Source organism: Microbulbifer sp. SE14 (genome assembly GCF_059834885.1).
On the sequence record NZ_JCBAJA010000012.1, the window covers coordinates 34,943 to 51,054 of the forward strand.

The 16,112-nt window shown below is 63.1% G+C and carries 15 protein-coding genes; 8 read left to right on the plus strand and 7 right to left on the minus strand.

What is annotated here, in order from left to right; translation table 11 throughout:
- Positions 1-161: 161 nt before the first annotated feature.
- The 3 genes from AC6R19_RS10250 to AC6R19_RS10260 form a co-directional block, all read right to left on the minus strand.
- A complete protein-coding gene (locus AC6R19_RS10250; protein ID WP_500579726.1) occupies positions 162-2,942 on the minus strand; it encodes an ImpA family metalloprotease in 2,781 nt (926 codons plus the stop codon).
- A 160-nt stretch (positions 2,943-3,102) separates the two neighbouring features.
- On the minus strand, positions 3,103-3,567 hold the full coding sequence (locus AC6R19_RS10255) for an FKBP-type peptidyl-prolyl cis-trans isomerase (RefSeq protein WP_500579727.1): 465 nt from the start codon (positions 3,565-3,567) through the stop codon (positions 3,103-3,105).
- 211 nt (positions 3,568-3,778) lie between these two features.
- Positions 3,779-4,138: a globin family protein gene (locus AC6R19_RS10260; RefSeq protein ID WP_500579728.1), complete on the minus strand. Its 360-nt coding sequence runs from the start codon at positions 4,136-4,138 to the stop codon at positions 3,779-3,781.
- A 425-nt stretch (positions 4,139-4,563) separates the two neighbouring features.
- Here AC6R19_RS10260 and AC6R19_RS10265 point away from each other — a divergent pair, with 425 nt between their 5' ends.
- The 4 genes from AC6R19_RS10265 (at position 4,564) to AC6R19_RS10280 (ending at position 8,730) form a co-directional block, all read left to right on the plus strand.
- Positions 4,564-4,986 carry an HIT family protein gene (locus AC6R19_RS10265; RefSeq protein WP_500579729.1) on the plus strand — a complete coding sequence of 141 codons (423 nt, stop codon included), beginning with the start codon at positions 4,564-4,566 and terminating at the stop codon, positions 4,984-4,986.
- Positions 4,987-5,072: 86 nt separating this feature from the next.
- Positions 5,073-5,867: a GIN domain-containing protein gene (locus tag AC6R19_RS10270; RefSeq protein WP_500579730.1), complete on the plus strand. Its 795-nt coding sequence runs from the start codon at positions 5,073-5,075 to the stop codon at positions 5,865-5,867.
- Positions 5,868-5,975: 108 nt separating this feature from the next.
- Positions 5,976-7,415: a YcjX family protein gene (locus AC6R19_RS10275; RefSeq protein WP_500579731.1), complete on the plus strand. Its 1,440-nt coding sequence runs from the start codon at positions 5,976-5,978 to the stop codon at positions 7,413-7,415.
- Positions 7,416-7,590: 175 nt separating this feature from the next.
- Positions 7,591-8,730, plus strand: a complete 1,140-nt coding sequence (locus tag AC6R19_RS10280; protein ID WP_500579732.1) for a TIGR01620 family protein — start codon at positions 7,591-7,593, stop codon at positions 8,728-8,730.
- 245 nt (positions 8,731-8,975) lie between these two features.
- Here the strand turns inward: AC6R19_RS10280 and AC6R19_RS10285 are convergent, their stop codons facing one another.
- The gene (locus AC6R19_RS10285) at positions 8,976-9,353 is read right to left on the minus strand and encodes a hypothetical protein (RefSeq protein ID WP_500579733.1); all 378 of its coding nucleotides are present in this window, start codon (positions 9,351-9,353) and stop codon (positions 8,976-8,978) included.
- A 409-nt stretch (positions 9,354-9,762) separates the two neighbouring features.
- Here AC6R19_RS10285 and gorA point away from each other — a divergent pair, with 409 nt between their 5' ends.
- The gene (gene gorA, locus AC6R19_RS10290; RefSeq protein ID WP_500579734.1) at positions 9,763-11,118 is read left to right on the plus strand and encodes a glutathione-disulfide reductase; all 1,356 of its coding nucleotides are present in this window, start codon (positions 9,763-9,765) and stop codon (positions 11,116-11,118) included.
- A gap of 196 nt (positions 11,119-11,314) precedes the next feature.
- Here the strand turns inward: gorA and AC6R19_RS10295 are convergent, their stop codons facing one another.
- Complete coding sequence (locus AC6R19_RS10295; protein WP_500579735.1) at positions 11,315-11,671, minus strand: HPF/RaiA family ribosome-associated protein; 357 nt, start codon at positions 11,669-11,671, stop codon at positions 11,315-11,317.
- Positions 11,672-12,216: 545 nt separating this feature from the next.
- Here AC6R19_RS10295 and AC6R19_RS10300 point away from each other — a divergent pair.
- Positions 12,217-13,146, plus strand: coding sequence for a hypothetical protein (locus AC6R19_RS10300; protein ID WP_500579736.1), 930 nt, complete (start codon positions 12,217-12,219; stop codon positions 13,144-13,146).
- A gap of 34 nt (positions 13,147-13,180) precedes the next feature.
- Here the strand turns inward: AC6R19_RS10300 and thpR are convergent, their stop codons facing one another.
- Complete coding sequence (gene thpR / locus AC6R19_RS10305; protein WP_500579737.1) at positions 13,181-13,771, minus strand: RNA 2',3'-cyclic phosphodiesterase; 591 nt, start codon at positions 13,769-13,771, stop codon at positions 13,181-13,183.
- 145 nt (positions 13,772-13,916) lie between these two features.
- On the opposite strand from thpR, the gene AC6R19_RS10310 reads away from it, so the two are divergent.
- Entirely contained in the window at positions 13,917-14,393 is a 477-nt protein-coding gene (locus AC6R19_RS10310) for an Hsp20 family protein (protein ID WP_500579738.1), read from the plus strand.
- 103 nt (positions 14,394-14,496) lie between these two features.
- Positions 14,497-15,033: a class I SAM-dependent methyltransferase gene (locus AC6R19_RS10315; protein ID WP_500579739.1), complete on the plus strand. Its 537-nt coding sequence runs from the start codon at positions 14,497-14,499 to the stop codon at positions 15,031-15,033.
- A gap of 60 nt (positions 15,034-15,093) precedes the next feature.
- On the opposite strand, the gene AC6R19_RS10320 is transcribed toward AC6R19_RS10315, so the two are convergent.
- Complete coding sequence (locus AC6R19_RS10320) at positions 15,094-16,080, minus strand: GlxA family transcriptional regulator (protein WP_500579740.1); 987 nt, start codon at positions 16,078-16,080, stop codon at positions 15,094-15,096.
- Positions 16,081-16,112 lie beyond the last annotated feature (32 nt).

Genomic DNA, 16,112 nt, shown 5'->3' on the forward strand with positions numbered 1-16,112 from the left:
AAAGTGGGCCTCCGTGCCGGAGCTGGGTGGGGCACCGCTTTCCGGGGCACGCCGTGCATCCATCCCCGGAGGCTTGTCGGCGAGGTCCCTCTCGCCAACGGTCCCGAAAAGCGGTGCCCCACCCAGCTCTGATGGCTTCTTGCGAGATTCCAAACAGATTCTTAGAAAGGCCAGGCCATATCCGCATTGACCGCCACCTTTTCAATCCGGCTCCAGTCGTTGCTGTCCGGCGCCACCCAGATCACCTTTTCCTGTTGCGGCAGGGCCAGGGCATCCAGCTGTGCCGCCGTGGCGGCGCCGTAGTCGACCCCCCAGAGTTCCCACAGTGGCCGCAGGTCGCGGCCGCTGAGGAAGCTGGACACTATCAGCATAAACTCGTTGCCGTTCAGGTCCGGCTTTTCGGCGAAGCTGCCCATGCCGAACCGGCTTTTCTGTGCGACCCAACTGCCCGCATCGAGATGGCTGAACTGCCGCTCGGCCAGGTACAGAAGGGTGTAGATATCCCAGCCCTGGCCAGACTCGCCGGTGATCTCGCGCCACAGCTGCGGCAGCTGGGCGTAGAAGGCCATGCGCTCGCCGTTGTCCGCGGCGTAGCTGCCGTCGGCCCAGATGGCGTCGTAGGCGACCCGATAGGCGTCCGCGCCGTCGGCGGCGCCGGCCTTCAGGGTGTCGAAGCTACTCCGGTAGGCGATGCGGTCGGCAGAGTTGTCCAGCGCCCGCTCGCCGAGCAGGCGCCAGTTCTTGTGCAGCGGGAAGAGGTTGCAGGAGACCTCGGTGCTGCGGTCGCCATGGATCTTCAGGCGTGCGCGCTGCAGGTTGTGCCCCAGTTCGTGGCTCTCGCCCCAACCGTAGGGGTCCAGCGGCCAGGACTGGTCGTAGGGGTTGCCGCTGCAGCCGGAGCCGCAATGGGCGAAACGATCCACGTTGATATGCTGCACGTCGGGCAGGCCGTGCACGGCGGGATCGCTGCAGTCCCAGCCCAGCGCATTGCAGCGCTGGGCCACCGCCGCCGCCAGTTGCACGCCGTCTCCCTGGAAGCCGGCCAGGGCGTAGGCGTCGCGCAGCACATATTCGAACAGGTCGTCCAGGAAGGCCCCGCTGTCGCCGCCGTAGCGGGAGTCGTTGATGGACTGGTTCATGCGCTCGCGCAGCGAGTGAATTTCGGCGAAGGGACTGCGGATTTCCGCCCAGCTCAGAGGGTTGCCTTGCAGCGCTGCGGCAAAGCTCTCCTGGTCCATGTCATCGGCGTATTGCAGGAAGGGCTGCTGCGCCACGCCGCGCAGGCTGAGTTCCACGGTCGCGGTTTCCGCGGCACTGTATTCCAGCTGCAGCGTACCGCCGTAGGGGGAGGTGATTGCGATCGTCTCCCCGGGCGCCAGCGGCATCGCCGGGCTGGCGAGAAAGCGCGGGCGCGAGTACTCGTCCCACAGGCGCGTGGAGCCGGTGCGCTGGGTGTTGATGCGGATGGCGGTGCCGGCGCTGCTGCTGTCATTGCGGGTGATTTCGACCCGCCGCCCGGGCGGAATATAGGCGCCGACGGCGGTGAAGTGATCGCCCCCCACCGCGAGGCTGATCTGCCGCTCGGCGACAGCCGCGTCGGTAAGCGGATCGCTGAAGCTGCCGAGATCCGGCTGCGCCGGCTGTATATCGCGCAGGTAGTGCACGCTGTAGTCGGAGAAGAGGGCGCGCATAAAGTCGATCTGCGCGACGGTTTCCTTGCGCATCGGGTAGGCGATGTCGCTGCGCCACAGGTCCCCGAGCAGCACCAGCAGCTTCAGCAGGCGTTGGCCGCGCTGTCGGAACAGCGACCGCCCCTGGCGGTCGAGGCTGTTCAACACGGCGCGCATCTCGGTCGCGCCGTCGAGCAGGGCAGTGTTCAGCGCGGTGTAGTCGTCGCAATCGCCGGCGGCCTCCGTCTCGCAGGCGTTCCAGTCCAGCGGGAAGCTCTGTGCCTTGAAATTCTGCAGGGCGGCCGCGATGGCATCCTGAGCCTGCATGGCGGCGAGCATGGCGTCGCTGTCGGGCCAGTCGAGGGTATCCTGAACGAAGTAGTTGCCCGGGTAGTCGCCGAGTGTCATACCGAGTTCGGCGACGATTGTGTGGCCCAGAGAGGAGGTGTCCCAGCCCCTGGTGTGGAGGTAGAGGACGCCGATACCCCGCTCGCGCGCGCTGTCGATCAGATACTCCAGTGCGGTCTCGTCGCCGCTGGCGGGCCTGTCGCTGACGATCAGCGCCCGGGCGCCGTCCAGGCAGCTGGGATCCAGTCCCGCCGGGCAGGAGATTACCTCAGTAGCGGGGAACTGCTGTGCCAACCATGTTTCCAGGTTGGCCGCGTCGATGCCCGCCAGGGCGATGCCGGCGGGCTTCGCCTCACCGGCTAGCCAGTGCAGAAGGCCGGTGGCGAAGGCATTCATGCCGCTGGCGCCCGTCTCACTGCGGAAGATCTCGAAACCGATGCCGGCGGCGCGAGCGCCGTCAATCTCCACCGCGGCGGCCAGGGAATGCCCCTGCGCGCTGCCGCGCAGTACAGTGACACCGTTGCCGAAGAGGGCGCTCACGAAGTGACTGCTGCGCGGAACCGGGTAGCTGAGCGCGCCGTCGATACCGAAACCGTCGATCAGCTGGCGCTGCAGCGCTTCCAGTCGGGCCACTTCGGCCAGCGCCTCGTCCAGCAGTGTTTCGGCCCTGTCGAGCCGGCTGCTGTCGCCGTCGATCAGCGCCTGTTCCAGGGGGGACAGGCCAGTAGTGTCTTCTGCGTCATCGCCGCTGCTGCCTTTTTCGTCGCTGTCACCGGCTTCGGTGTCGTCGCCAGAATCCGCCGTCTGGCCTGGACCGCTGTCCGGCTGTCCTTCGGCGACTGTGCTGCTGGAATCACTGCTGCCGCCTCCGCAGCCCTGCAGCAGTCCCAGCGCAAGAATGATCCCGACCATCAGCAACCGCATATCCGCTCCCCCTAAAAGTCCGATTTATTTTGGCGGCGGCATGATAGGTGCGGCGGCGGACTTTGTCCGGAACTGATACACGCTTGGGCAGGTTGCCGGGACCGGCGGAGACGAAAGAGGGGAGGGGGATTTCGGCGGCCGGAGCGGCCGCCGGGACTGATCAGTGCACGTGGCCGTGATCTATCTCTTCCGGAGTGGCTTCGCGCACGGAGACCACTTCGATGTCGAAGTGCAGCTCCACTCCGGCCAACGGGTGGTTGCCGTTGATGGTGACATTGTCGCCGTCGATATCGATGATCTCCACCTCGATCGGCTGGCCCTCGGTGCTCTGGGCGCGGAATGCCATGCCCACTTCCAGCTCTTCCACGCCGCCGAAGGCCTCGCGCGGCAGTGTCTGGATCAGTTCCGGGTTCTGCGGGCCATAGGCCTCTTCCGGCTGGATCACGGCGGTGAACTTGTCGCCGCTGGTCTTGTCGAGCATCTCCTTCTCCAGGCCGGGAATGATATTGCCCACACCCTGAAGGTACTTGAGCGGCTCGCCGCCGGCGGAGGAGTCGATGACCGTGCCTTCGGCATCTTTCAGGGTGTAGTGCATTTCCACTACGGAGTGGTTGGCAATCTTCATGAAATCTCTCTGGGAATGGAGGGTGAGTTGAGTAGCGCTCAGGGCTCGCGCGGGCATAACTTCTGCATTTGAACGCAGCTGCGCTCCCGGTGCGGCGAAGTTATGCCCGCGCGAGCCCTTCCGGATGCGGTAGCAAACGGGGGAAGGGCTGTGAGTGGCCCATTGTATTGAGCGGCCCGCCGCGTCGCAACCGGCGGGCCTGTCGGGGAGCTTAGCAGGCGATGGAGAGATCCGCCTCGCAGTTGTCGTAGAGACTGCCGGCGGTTTCCACCAGGTGGTTACTCAGCTGCCAGGAGAATCCCAGTTCCACCAGGCGCGCCCCTATATACTCCAGCAGCGCCTCGAACAGAGCTGGATTCAGGCCGCGGGCGAGGAAGCTGGCGCGGCTGCTGCGCACTGGCTCGGGCTGGGTGGAGAGGGCGTGGGTGAGGAATTGGGCCTGGCGGCTCTGCTGCTTCTGGTGGTCGCAGGCTTCGAAACTGGAGAGCTGGCGGCCTATGGCCTGGTAGAATTCGCCGACCGTTCGGTTGACAAACTGAGTGCCGCCAACCTGATCCAACAGGTTTGTCATATCGCTTCCCCCCGGCGAGAAGTTAACGCTGAGTAAATGGTTTTCCCGCGGAGCCAAAAAATGTCAGGTGGCAAAGGGATGCCCAGGCTCAATGGCGGTACCGCTTTATTGGGGGAGGAGCCTAAGGCATTACATTTGCCCTGCCAACGAAGTTTAAGAAAATTGTCATCTTGTTCGACGGGTTGTCATCGGCTGCCGGTTTCTCACTCCAGCGATCACTGGCGCCCCTTTTTTTAGGGCATTTTCTATCCCTTTTGTATCCAGCGGCTTAGCGTGTAAAGGCAAAGAAAAATATGACCGGGGATGGCGGGGCGCTCGCTGCCATACCGATTGGGCTTCGCCATAGCAGTTTGCGGGCTGCGCTTTTCTACCAACCTGTTAGACTCCCCGGTCGAACGGGTTTGTAATCACAATCGAGGCTAGCTATGGCGAGTATTTTCACCCAGATCATCAACGGCGACCTGCCCGGGCACTTTGTATGGCGCGACGACAAGGCCGTGGCCATCATGACCATAGCCCCGATCAAGCCCGGGCACTGCCTGGTGATTCCGGTACAGGAGGTGGATCACTGGGACGACGTGCCGGCGGATTTGGCCGCGCACCTGATGCAGGTGGCACAGAAGGTCGCCAAGGGCCTCAAGGCGGTTTACTCTCCCCGCCGGGTGGGGGTGATGATCGCGGGCCTGGAGGTTCCCCACACCCACCTGCACCTGATTCCGGTGGAGGCCCTGGCGGATTTCGACTTCTCCCTGCAGAAGCCGGCGGAAGCCGAGCAGCTGGCCGCGGAGGCGCAGAAGATACGCGGGGCCCTGAAGGAGATGGGCTGCGCCGAGGCGGATTGCGGCTAGGGCGCAGTTTTTTTGCTGCGGGTGCATCCGGAGGGCGCCCGGGCCCCGTCTATCAGGTAAATTGTAATTGAGTCGAGAGGATGCCCATGACCTTCAAACACCCCCTGCCCGCCCCCGTGGCGGCGTTGTTGCTGATCACTGCCGCATTCAGCGCAGTCGCCGAGGATATCACCAGCAGGCAATTCGATGTGTCCGGTTTCACCCGCATCGCTCTCAAGGGCAGCTCCCATCTGCAGGTGGTCCAGGGCGATAGCTTCGAAGTGTTGGCCAGCGGTCCTGCGGAGGCCATGCCCTACGCCAAGGCGGAGCTGCGCGGTGACACCCTGGAGCTGTCGGTGGAGGACGACAAGAAGAGCTGGTTCGGTGTGATCACGGTCAGCTCCGACCCCGAGGTTGAGTACCGGGTGACCCTGCCGGTGGTGGAGGCGATCAAGGTGACCGGTTCCGGCGAGGCGCTGGCGGGTACCCTGGAGAGCGAAATCCTGGAACTGCGGGTGACCGGCTCCGGTACCCTGCAGGTCGACAAGGTGGCGGCGGAAAAACTGTCCACCTCGGTGACCGGTTCCGGCGACCTGCTGGTGGACACCGCGCTGGCGGTGGACGGGGAGGCCTCGATTACCGGCTCCGGTGACCTGCGCCTGGACAACTTCGCCGGCGAGCACCTCGCCGCGAGTATCAAGGGCTCCGGCGACATGTTGGTGGGCGGCCGCGTGGCGGAGCTGCAGGTCAACCTGATGGGCTCCGGCGACTTTGTCGGCCGCAGCCTGCGCGCGGATAGCGCCGGCGGCTCGGTGATGGGCTCCGGCGACATAGTGATCCGCCGCCCGGCCAAGGACTCCTTCTCGGTGATGGGCTCCGGCGACATAGCCCTGGTGGACTGACTCGGTTCCACTGATGCCCCGGGGCGCGCCGGTTGCAAGGTCGGCGCGCTTTTCTATGCTCGATTCCCCGAGCTGTTATCCTTCCCCAAAACCCACACGGAATTGCAGATGAGTGACAGCGGGTCCAGGACCGATGCGGGGCGCAGCCGGCGGGTGAGGGACAGGCTGCGCCAGTGGCGCCGCGAGGCGCGGGACAAGTCCCACTGGGCCGCCGAGCGGCTGCTCGACCGCCGTGTCTGCGTCGGCATCACCGGCCTCAGTGGCGCCGGCAAATCCACCCTGCTGACCAGCCTGATCTACCAGCTGAGCCATCCGCACAAGGCGCAGCTGCCGGGTTTTGCGCCGGCGCTGAACGGCGACCTGCTGGGCGCGGAACTGAAGCCGGCGCTGGACTCCGGCCTGCCGGCTTTCGATTACGAGCAGTGCCTGGAGGCGCTGCTGGCGCAGCCGCCGCGCTGGCCCGAAAGCACCCGCGAGGTGTCGGCGATGGAGCTGCATATCCACCTGCGCCGGCGCCGCCGTCTGGCCGGCCCGAATACCAAGACCCTGATCCTGGAGCTGCGCGACTACCCTGGCGAGTGGTTGATGGACCTGCCGCTGCTGCAGATGGACTACCGCGACTGGTGCCGCCACCAGGCCCATATCATCGGCGCCGACGCCCGCGCCGGCCTGGCGCCGCGGCTGATGTCGCAGCTGGCCGCGCTGGAGCCCGGGGCCGATGCCGAGCCCGCGCGTCTCGACGCCCTCTGGTGCGACTACCGCCAGTTCCTGCTCGACTGTCGCGGCCGACGCAAGCTCTCTTACCTGCAACCGGGGCGGGCCCTGCTGGACGGGGAGAACTACGGCCTGCTGCCGCTACTGGACCTGCGCGGACACTCCGCCGAGTGGCTGGCGGGGTTGCCCGAGAAGAGCAACTACAAATACCTGGCGCGGCGTTATGGCGACTATGTGCGCGAACAGGTGGCCCCCTTCGTAGAGAGCCATTTCCGCCACCTGGACCGGCAGCTGGTGCTGGTGGACATGATCGGGACTCTCTTCGCCGGCGAGCAGGCCCTGGACGACATGCGCCTGGCCTTCGGCCAGATCGCCGACACCTTCCGCTATGGCCAGACAGGCCTGCTGCGCAAGCTGTGGCGCCCGCGGGTGGACCGGCTGCTGTTCGCCGCCACCAAGGTGGACCAGGTGCTGGCCGCGGACCACGACAATCTGCGCCAGCTGCTGGGCCAACAGCTGCAACAGGCCTTCGCCGGCGCGCGCCACCGCGGACTGCCCCTCTTCTGCGAGGCGATAGCGGCGGTGCGCTGTTCCAACGAGAGCCAGCGCAATGGCCGCCGCATGCTGGTAGGGCACGACCTGGAGGGGCGCTACCTGGGCTTCGAGAACGCGGAGATATTCGCCCACCTGCCCCGCGAGGGGGAGGACTGGCAGCACTACGCCGACGCCGCGCCGCCGCAACTGCGGCCACCGGCGGGCATGGCCGCCGGCCAGTGCATCCCGCATATCCGCGTCGACGCGCTGCTCAATTTGTTGCTGGGAGACAAAGTCTGATGGGCATCCCTATAAATCTACTGCGCGGGCGCCTGGCGGCGTCCGGCGGTGCTGGTGCGCCAGCCCGGTCGAATCCTCACGTACTGAAGTACGCTCCGGCGGCCGGCGCTCCGGTTGCTGCGCTCCGGCGGCCACCACCAGCCACACGCTCGCTACGATTTCTAGAGGTGCCCTGATGAACGGCGATAAAGAGAGGGCGCGCCGGCAGACGCGCATCGAACCCCTGGACGAGCCGGAGGCCCCCTCATCTCACCGGGACTCCACCCGCGTGGAATCCCTGGGCGGCGACGAGGAGGAACTGCCGCGCTCCATCACCACTGGGGAATCCCTGCCGGACAGGATCTCCTTTTCCGAACTGCGCCTGCCGCTGTTCCGCCTGAGGTTGTGGAAACCGGCGCTGCTGGCGGCGCTGGGACTGGCCGCCGGCGCTGTGGCCTGGGAGCTGCGCGACCTCTACACCTGGGCCGCGGACAGGCACTGGAGCCTGGGGCTGCTGGCCGGTGTCATCATCGCCGCCTTCTGTGCGACCATTATCAGCGCGGTTTGGGAGTATTTCCGCGCCGGGCAGCCACTGCGCAAGCTGCAGCAGACCCAGGAGATGGCGGTCGAGCTGCGCGACTGCCGCAGCCACGAGGAGGCGCAGCCGTTTCGCCGCCAGTTGCAGGAACATTTTGCCGGCAAGCCCCAGGGGGTGCTGCTGAGCCGCGTGCTCGATGAGGCGCCGGATTACTACGACAGCAGCGAACTGCTCCAGCACCTGGAGGTTACCTTCCTGGAGGCCCTGGACCAGGAAGCGATGCGCCGCATAGTGCGTCACGCCACGACCACCGGCGCCCTGGTCGGGCTCAGCCCCTTCGCCAGCGTCGATATCCTGGTGGCCCTGCGCCAGTCGCTGGGCATGATCGACGATGTCGCCCAGATCTATGGCGTACGCCCGTCGGTGGTGGTGCGCTGGCGGCTGTTCAAGAAGGTATTGACGCTGGTCGCCTACAGCGGCGCCAGCGAGTACGCGGTGAGCGAGCTTTGGCCGGAACTGGTGGGAGACAGTATGCTCAGCACCCTGTCCGCGCGCCTGGGGCAGGGAATGGGGGCCAGCCTGTTTATGGCGCGCATCGGCCTGGCCTCGATGCAGAGCTGCAGGCCGATACCCTTCGCCGAGAAACGGCGCCCGCGCCTGGCGGCCCTGACCCGGCGTATCGCCAGCAGCCTCAAGGAGCGCATGCTGGGCGACAATACCGCTGCCGGAATCGATATGGGGGCGGCGATGGGCTTTCGCCGCGATACGGCCGCGGAATACAAGCACAACAAGAAATAACCATTGTCACAGAACCGGAATGAACAAAATTTATTGCGATAACTGCGCTGGCGCTGGGCGTCTCCTGGCCGGCTGCCGCTTCCGCAGAAGTGATGAGCAGGTCGCCGGGCGAGTTTTCCATCAGACCGGAGCAGGAACCGGCGCGGGACAGCGGGGGACGGCTGGAAGGGAAAGGACAGGAAGGATAGACCAGAATAGGGGAGGCCAGCGGCAGGACAGGACCCGCCGCCGGTTGCCGGACCCCATTACTGGAACTGCTTCTTCATCAGCATGCGCGTGTGGTGCTGGTCCACCAGCTGGGCCAGGGTTTCGTAACGACCCTTGATAAAGGGGGTGGGGTTGTTGTTGCCGGCGTCGTCCGGATACTCGACACCCTGGCGGACGTGCTGCAATTCCCTGGCCAGTGCGTCTATGGCCTCGAAGATTTCCCGGGTGGTCTTGTCGCTGTAGAAGACATGGCCGTGGCCGCTGTCGAGCAGGTAGTCGTTGCACTCGTTGAGCCACTCCGAGCGCTGCTCGAGGAAGTGGATGGTGTTGCGAATGCCGCCCTTGTACTCGGGATTGAAATGTTCGTTGATGTACTTGCCCAGGCTGCGCATGCCGGAATCGACAAACTGTTCCACCAGGCTGTCACAGTATTTCGGAGTCAGGTATGAGGGGTGGGTTTTGGCACTGCTGATGCTACTGGCAAGCAGCAGGCAGATTAAACACAGAGCTCGCTGGATGGTAGTGGGAAGGGAGTCCATTTTTCTTGCCTACAGTTTTGTTGTTTTCGCTAAAGGCTACTTATATTTGTTAACGGCTTCTTGTTCTTTTCGTAAACCGGTTGGTTTTTGTGATAAGCATCACATGAATATCGAAAGCCCAAGTCTGTGTCAACGGGTATTAAGTATAAATTGTCAGCATTGTACCAATTGCTTTTTTATATTTCGCCGGCCCAGTGAAATTGATCGAAAGGTCGGCAGTTTGGTGAAATTTTTGACAGCCGCCGCGATCGATTGGCTGGCTGTAATTCGCGACTAGGAGTTGGTTTTGACCGAATACGAGTTTGATCTGTTTGTTATCGGCGCCGGTTCAGGCGGCGTTCGCGCCGCGCGCATGGCAGCTGCCGCCGGAATGCGCGTGGCGGTGGCGGAAGACCGCTACATGGGCGGCACCTGTGTCAATGTCGGCTGTGTGCCGAAAAAGCTGTTTGTCTATGCCAGCGGTTACAGCGAGGCGTTCGAGGATGCGGTTGCCTACGGCTGGCAAAACCGCGGGGCCGACTTCAACTGGCAGACACTGCGTGAAAACAATGCCAATGAAGTAGCGAGGTTGAACGGGATCTATCGCAATCTGTTGGCCAATGCCGGGGTAACGGTGATCGATGGGCGAGCGAGTATCGAAGATCCGCGCCGCGTAGACGTCAACGGGCGGAGTTATTCCGTCGAGCGCATCCTGGTGGCGACAGGCAGCTGGCCCTATGTGCCGGACTTCCCGGGGCGCGAGTATGTGATGACCTCAAACGAGGTGTTCTCCATGGCCGAGTTCCCGCGGCGCATACTGGTCGTCGGCGGCGGCTACATCGCCGTGGAGTTTGCCGGAATCTTTGCCGGCCTGGGGGCCGAGACCCATCTCTCCTACCGCCGCGACCTGTTTTTGCGGGGTTTTGACCGGGATGTGCGCAACTTCGTGCGCGACGAGATGGGCAAGAAGGGCGTGCAGCTGCACTTCAACCACCGCATCGAGGCGATCGAAAAGCGGGTCGATGGCAGCCTGCTGGTGCGCGCGGAGGACGGCTCCAGTCTGGAAGTGGACGCCGTGCTCTACGCCACCGGGCGTGTCGCCAACACCAGGGGGCTGGGACTGGAAAAACTGGGGGTGGTGCTGCACCGGGACGGCACCATTTCCGTGGACGACAATTTTCGCACCAATGTGCACTCCATCTACGCGCTTGGGGATGTCACCGGCGAGCCGCAACTGACACCGGTGGCCCTGGCGGAAGCCATGGCGCTGGTGAAGCATTGGCAGACCGGCAAGCTGGCGGAGATCGACTACAACAACATTCCCACCGCCGTTTTTTGCCAGCCGAATATCGGCACGGTGGGGCTCTCCGAGGAGGAGGCGCGGGACTCCGGTATCCCCGTGGTCATTTACAAGTCGGAGTTCCGGCCGATGAAGCACACGGTCAGCGGCCGCGACGAGCGCACCCTGATGAAGCTGGTGGTGGATTCCAGCAATGACAAGGTGGTGGGGGTACATATGGTGGGCCCCGATGCCGGGGAGATCATCCAGGGCATGGCGGTCGCGCTGAAGGCCGGCGCCACCAAGAAGACCTTTGACCAGACCATCGGCATTCACCCTACCGCGGCGGAGGAGTTCGTGACCATGCGCACACCGATGGCCTGAGCTGTCACTCCTGGTCGGCTGTAAGAGAGGCCAGGGCGGCCCTGCTGCCGGTGGCCATTTGGGAAAAAGCCTCATCGGCAAACATTTCCCAAATGACCTGCGGCACCAGAACCTTCGCGTCTGGCTCAGTTATCTTTCCCGAGTCCCCCCAAAAAAAAAGCGGTGCAGCTGCACCGCCTTTTTCAATTGTTTCGAGTTATTCCATCTCCGACTCCGTCGCACTGAGCGTCTGGTGGCGTTTCGCCTTGCGGCGCTCGCCGCGTTCCTTCAGGCAGCGCTCTGCGGATGCGAAGGCATCGTTCACTGCGCGATGGATGGATTCGTTTTCACTGCTGATGGTCACGGGGTTACCGCTGAGTGCGAGTTCGACGGAAGCCTTGAATTGCTTGCCTTTGCTCTTGTGCTGGTGGGGGGCTTCGAGAACTACGCGGCTCCGTATGATGTCGCCACAATAACGTTCCAGTTTATGTAACTTCTTCGATACCGTGGTGGCCAGGGCGGCCGACTTGTCGATATCGCGGAACACAATGTTATCGTTAGGCGCAGATTTCATGGGCAAATACCTCCGGTTAAAAGAAACCATGCAGGCCGCGTGTGCGGTTTGCTGAAAGAAAGGTAGGGCGCCCTTGAGGGAGTAGCCGGAGCTGCCTGTGGAGGCCGAATACCGGGAACGCAACCAATATTTGCTGACTGAACAGCTGAGGGTGTTTTACGTCCGGGTCGGATTTCCACTGAGTCCAAAGATCTTCTCCCTGTTACCCATAATGCTTGCGTACAGAAAAAAATCAAGCGTTGTGAAGGTAAAAATGTCACAAAAAATTCGCGTAACTGTTTTTACCGTGAAATAAGACGCAACCGTTTGTAACCATCCGCCGACCGTGAATGGTCACTCGCCGTGCAGTCATTGCCCGGGGGTGGGTGGCTGCGTAGAATTGCCATCTCGCGCGGCGGTTTCGCACGAAACTGTATAAAAATTGATCTCCGCGCGATTATTCTATGGATGTCAAAAAACCGAGCAATGGGTTCTTTACTATGGCGGTAACGCGGTACTGCTCGCTCCTGATAGCGGGCCTTGTAGTTTTTGGGGGAGCGTCTGCTGTGGCGCAGACACAGGCGTCCCTGACGGCGGAGAAGAATCGACTGGCGCGTATGGAGCAGTCGCTGGAAAACCGGATGGTGGAAGTCGAGGATATCGAAAACGAACTACTCTCCTACGAATACAAGCTGGAGCGCGCCAAGGAATCCCTGGACCAGGCCCGCCAGAACTACGAGGAGAGCCGCCGCGAGCTGCAGCAGGCGGAGCTGGCGCATCGGCAGCGGGCCAACTCGGAGACGGAGCGGGCGCTGGTCAAGGCCAAGCACGGTTTTGCCATGGCGGAGCGCGGTGTGGACAGCCGCAGCCGCCGGGTGGAGTTTATCCAGACAAACTACGATGAACTCCAGGCGCAGCTGGACGCGGGGCAGAAGGCGGTCTCACAGACCAAGGGACGCATATCCGCCCAGCAGGAGAAGGTTGAGCAGATGGTCGGCGCCATGCTGGCCAAGGCGGAGGCCGCGCAGCGCACTGCGGCTGCGGCCCGCAAGGTCGCCCCGGTGAGCAAGCCGCAGCTGCCGGCACCGACAGTGGCTGCAGTGGAGGCAGCGCCCGAAGAGAAGGCTCCGGAAGCCGCTCCGGAGGCGGTGCGGGAAGTGGATCCGGAGCTGCTGGACTACGTGAAGCGCGAGCGCGCCCGCCTGGACAAACTGTTGGCGGACGGCGGGGAGGGCAAGCATACCTTCCGCAGCCTGGAGTTGAATCCCTCCCACGGCGATGCCATTTCATTCGAGTTCCTCGGCCACAACCAGTACCGGCTGGTAGCGACGGTGGAGGCGGGGCGCCAGACCTACAAGATCAATACCTGGAAGTTCCGCCGCACCATCCCCGCGGACGACGACGGCGAGCGCTACGTGTTCATCTTTGACGGACGGCGCCTGTCCCGGCCGCGTCTGGTGATGTATCCGGAATATGTGCTGTCGCACCTGGACTGATCTGTTCGGAAAGGCCCGCTCGCAGCGGGCCTTTTCATTGCTGCTCGCCTTTGAAAGCGGCCTCGAACAATGGCAGGTACTGGCTGCCGCCCGGTGCCGGGCGGCTCTGGTAGAGGATTATGTTGTCCACCGACAGGGTGTGATCCAGCATCGCCGGCTCCAGCCGTGCGAAGCCGCTCCTGTTGCGGGCCAGGGTGATATGGGGGCGGTAGGCCGCGCCCTCTGGCTTCATGCCCAGCTCCGCCATTAACTGCCGGCACTGCTCGTGCAGCCTGTCCAGCTTCGGGTTGGTCAGCAGTTCCGCCGCCAGCAGAGGTGCGCGCCGCCGGGGGAAGGGTCCCAGGGAAACGATGCGGCCGCTACAGGCGGGCAGGTTGGCGGCAATCCGCGCCAGCCTCTCTTCGATCGCCGGGATCAGCCGGCCGGGCGTCTCCCCGAGGAAGGCCAGGGTCAGGTGCCGGTTTGCATGGCTGGTCCAGCGCGTCCGGTCGCGTATGTCTGAACCCAGTTGTTGCTTGCACTGGTTGACCAGCCCGTCGAGGAACTGCTGAGTGCGCTTGTCCGGGCGCACGCCGATAAACAGTCGTGAGACATTCTCTTCCACGTCCCTTTGTCTGGTCTGCATAAATTTTTTCTTCCGCCTCTTGAAACCCCGTCCCGAACCCCTATCTCCCAGTTACGGGGGCAGGCTCTGAACAGAGATGCCTCCCCAACCGCCCGGTCTAGCGACGGGCAAACCTTAAATATTGCTCTGAATTGAGGATATGATAATGCGTAATCTCGATTTTACCCCCCTGTACCGCTCCGCAATCGGCTTCGACCGCATGGCCAGCCTGCTGGATGCGATGACCACCAGCGAGCAGAAGCAGCCCAGCTATCCGCCCTACGACATAGAGCTGACCGGCGAGGACAGCTACCGCATCACCATGGCGGTGGCGGGCTTCGAACAGTCCGAACTGGATATCCAGGTGGAGCAGAACCGCCTGACAGTGAGTGGCAAAAAGCCGGAAGACCAGCAGCAGCGCAATTATTTGCACCGCGGTATTGCGGCGCGCAATTTCGAGCGCCGTTTCCAGTTGGCGGACCACGTAAAGGTGACGGATGCCAAGCTCGCCAACGGCCTGCTGCACATAGAACTGGTGCGCGAAATCCCGGAAGCGATGAAGCCGCGCAAAATTGAAATTACCGCGGGCAACCTGTTGCAACACGCGGATGAGGACAACAAGTCCGAAACCGCAGCAGCCTGATTTGTCCAGTAGTTGTCCACTGTGCCGCCATTCGGCGGCACAGCCTTATCACCGCGATAAATTTCGCAGTTATTACCAGTGTGCTCACTGCGCGCTGGTATTCGTGCCGCCCGAATTTCATCTCTCCCCCACGGAAGAGCGGGCCTATTACGATCTCCACGAGAATTCCCTGCAGGACGAAGGCTATCGCCGTTTCCTGAGCCGTTGCGCAAACCCGCTGCTGAAAGAACTGCAGCCCGGCAGCGAGGGGTTGGATTTCGGCTGTGGCCCGGCGCCGCTGCTGGCGCAGCTGCTGGTAGAGGCGGGGCACCGGGTGGCGCTGTACGACGCTCTCTACTTGCGCGATGCCGGTGCGATGGAGCGGGAGTACGACTTTGTTGTATCCACCGAAGTGGTCGAACATCTCGCCGCTCCGGGTGAGGAATTGCAGCAATTGTGGGAGCGTCTGCGCCCCGGTGGTCTGCTGGCACTGATGACCAAACTGGTTGTTTCGCCGGAGCGTTTCGCCAACTGGCACTATATCCGCGATCCCACCCATATCTGTTTTTTCAGTGCGAAGACTTTCCGCTGGCTGGCGGATCGTCTTTCTGCGGAGCTGCAGTTTGCCGACAGCGATGTGGTTTTCTTAAGGAAGAAATAATGGTTGGCATGTAAAGATGGGCACCCTTTGCCCATCCTACAATTTTGTCCGTATTCCGCATCAGGTGTTCACCCGAAACAGCTTCGCCCGCACCGTAGTCCGATACTCACTCGGCGTAGTCGACAGAAACTTCTTGAACAGTGCAGTAAAGTGGCCCATATCCTGGTAGCCCACTTTCTCCGCGATCTCGTTCACCGAGAGGTTGCTCGACTGTAGCAGCTCCCGCGCCATGTCCACGCGCACATTCTGCAGATACTGCAGCGGCGTCTGGCCGGTGGCCAGTTTGAAGCGGCGGTTGAAGGAGCGCACGCTCATGTCGAAGTGGCTGGCCACTTCACTCAGGCGAATCTCTTCGCTGCAGTGTTCCTTCAGCCAGGTCTGCGCCTGGACTATCTCCTCGTCCGGGTGCAGGTGTACCGCGCCCTCCGAATAGGCGATTTCCTCGAAGGGGCGCCGTATCTCGTGGGAGAAGTTGCGCTCCACATGGCTGGCGACGGCAGAGCTGTATAGCTGGCGGATCAGGTAGACGGTGACATCCGCCAGGGCGTTGACACTGGCGGCGCAGAACAGCTTGTCCGCTTGAGTGATGAAGTACTGGCGCTTTAGCTTGACCTGCGGATAGTCGGCGGCGAAGCGCTCGAAATAGTGCCAATGGGTGGTGGCGGGCTTGCCGTCCAGCAGGCCGGCCTCGGCGAGGAAGCAGACCCCGGTGCCCACGGCGCTGATGGCTGCGCCGGCCTCGGCCTGCCGGCGCAGCCACTGCAGTAGCTTGCCGCTGCGCTTTAGTGCAGGGCGCGGATTGCGCCAGAGGGCGGGGATGTAGATGAGGTCGCTGTCCGGCGCGTCCGCAAGTGAGACGTCCGGTGTGAAGGAAAATCCGGAGCGGGTGCTGACCGGGACCCCGTCCAGGCTCGCGGTAATCAGGTGCATCGGGCTGGAATCGCCCTCGACGCGGGCGCGGCTCTCGGCGCCGCGGAGCATTTCCAGTGGCAACACGGTACCGGTCGCCAGCATCTGGTCTATCAGTAGAAAGGTGACTGTTCGCATTGCATCTCGTTTCGCAGGCCGCTCAGGCGCCT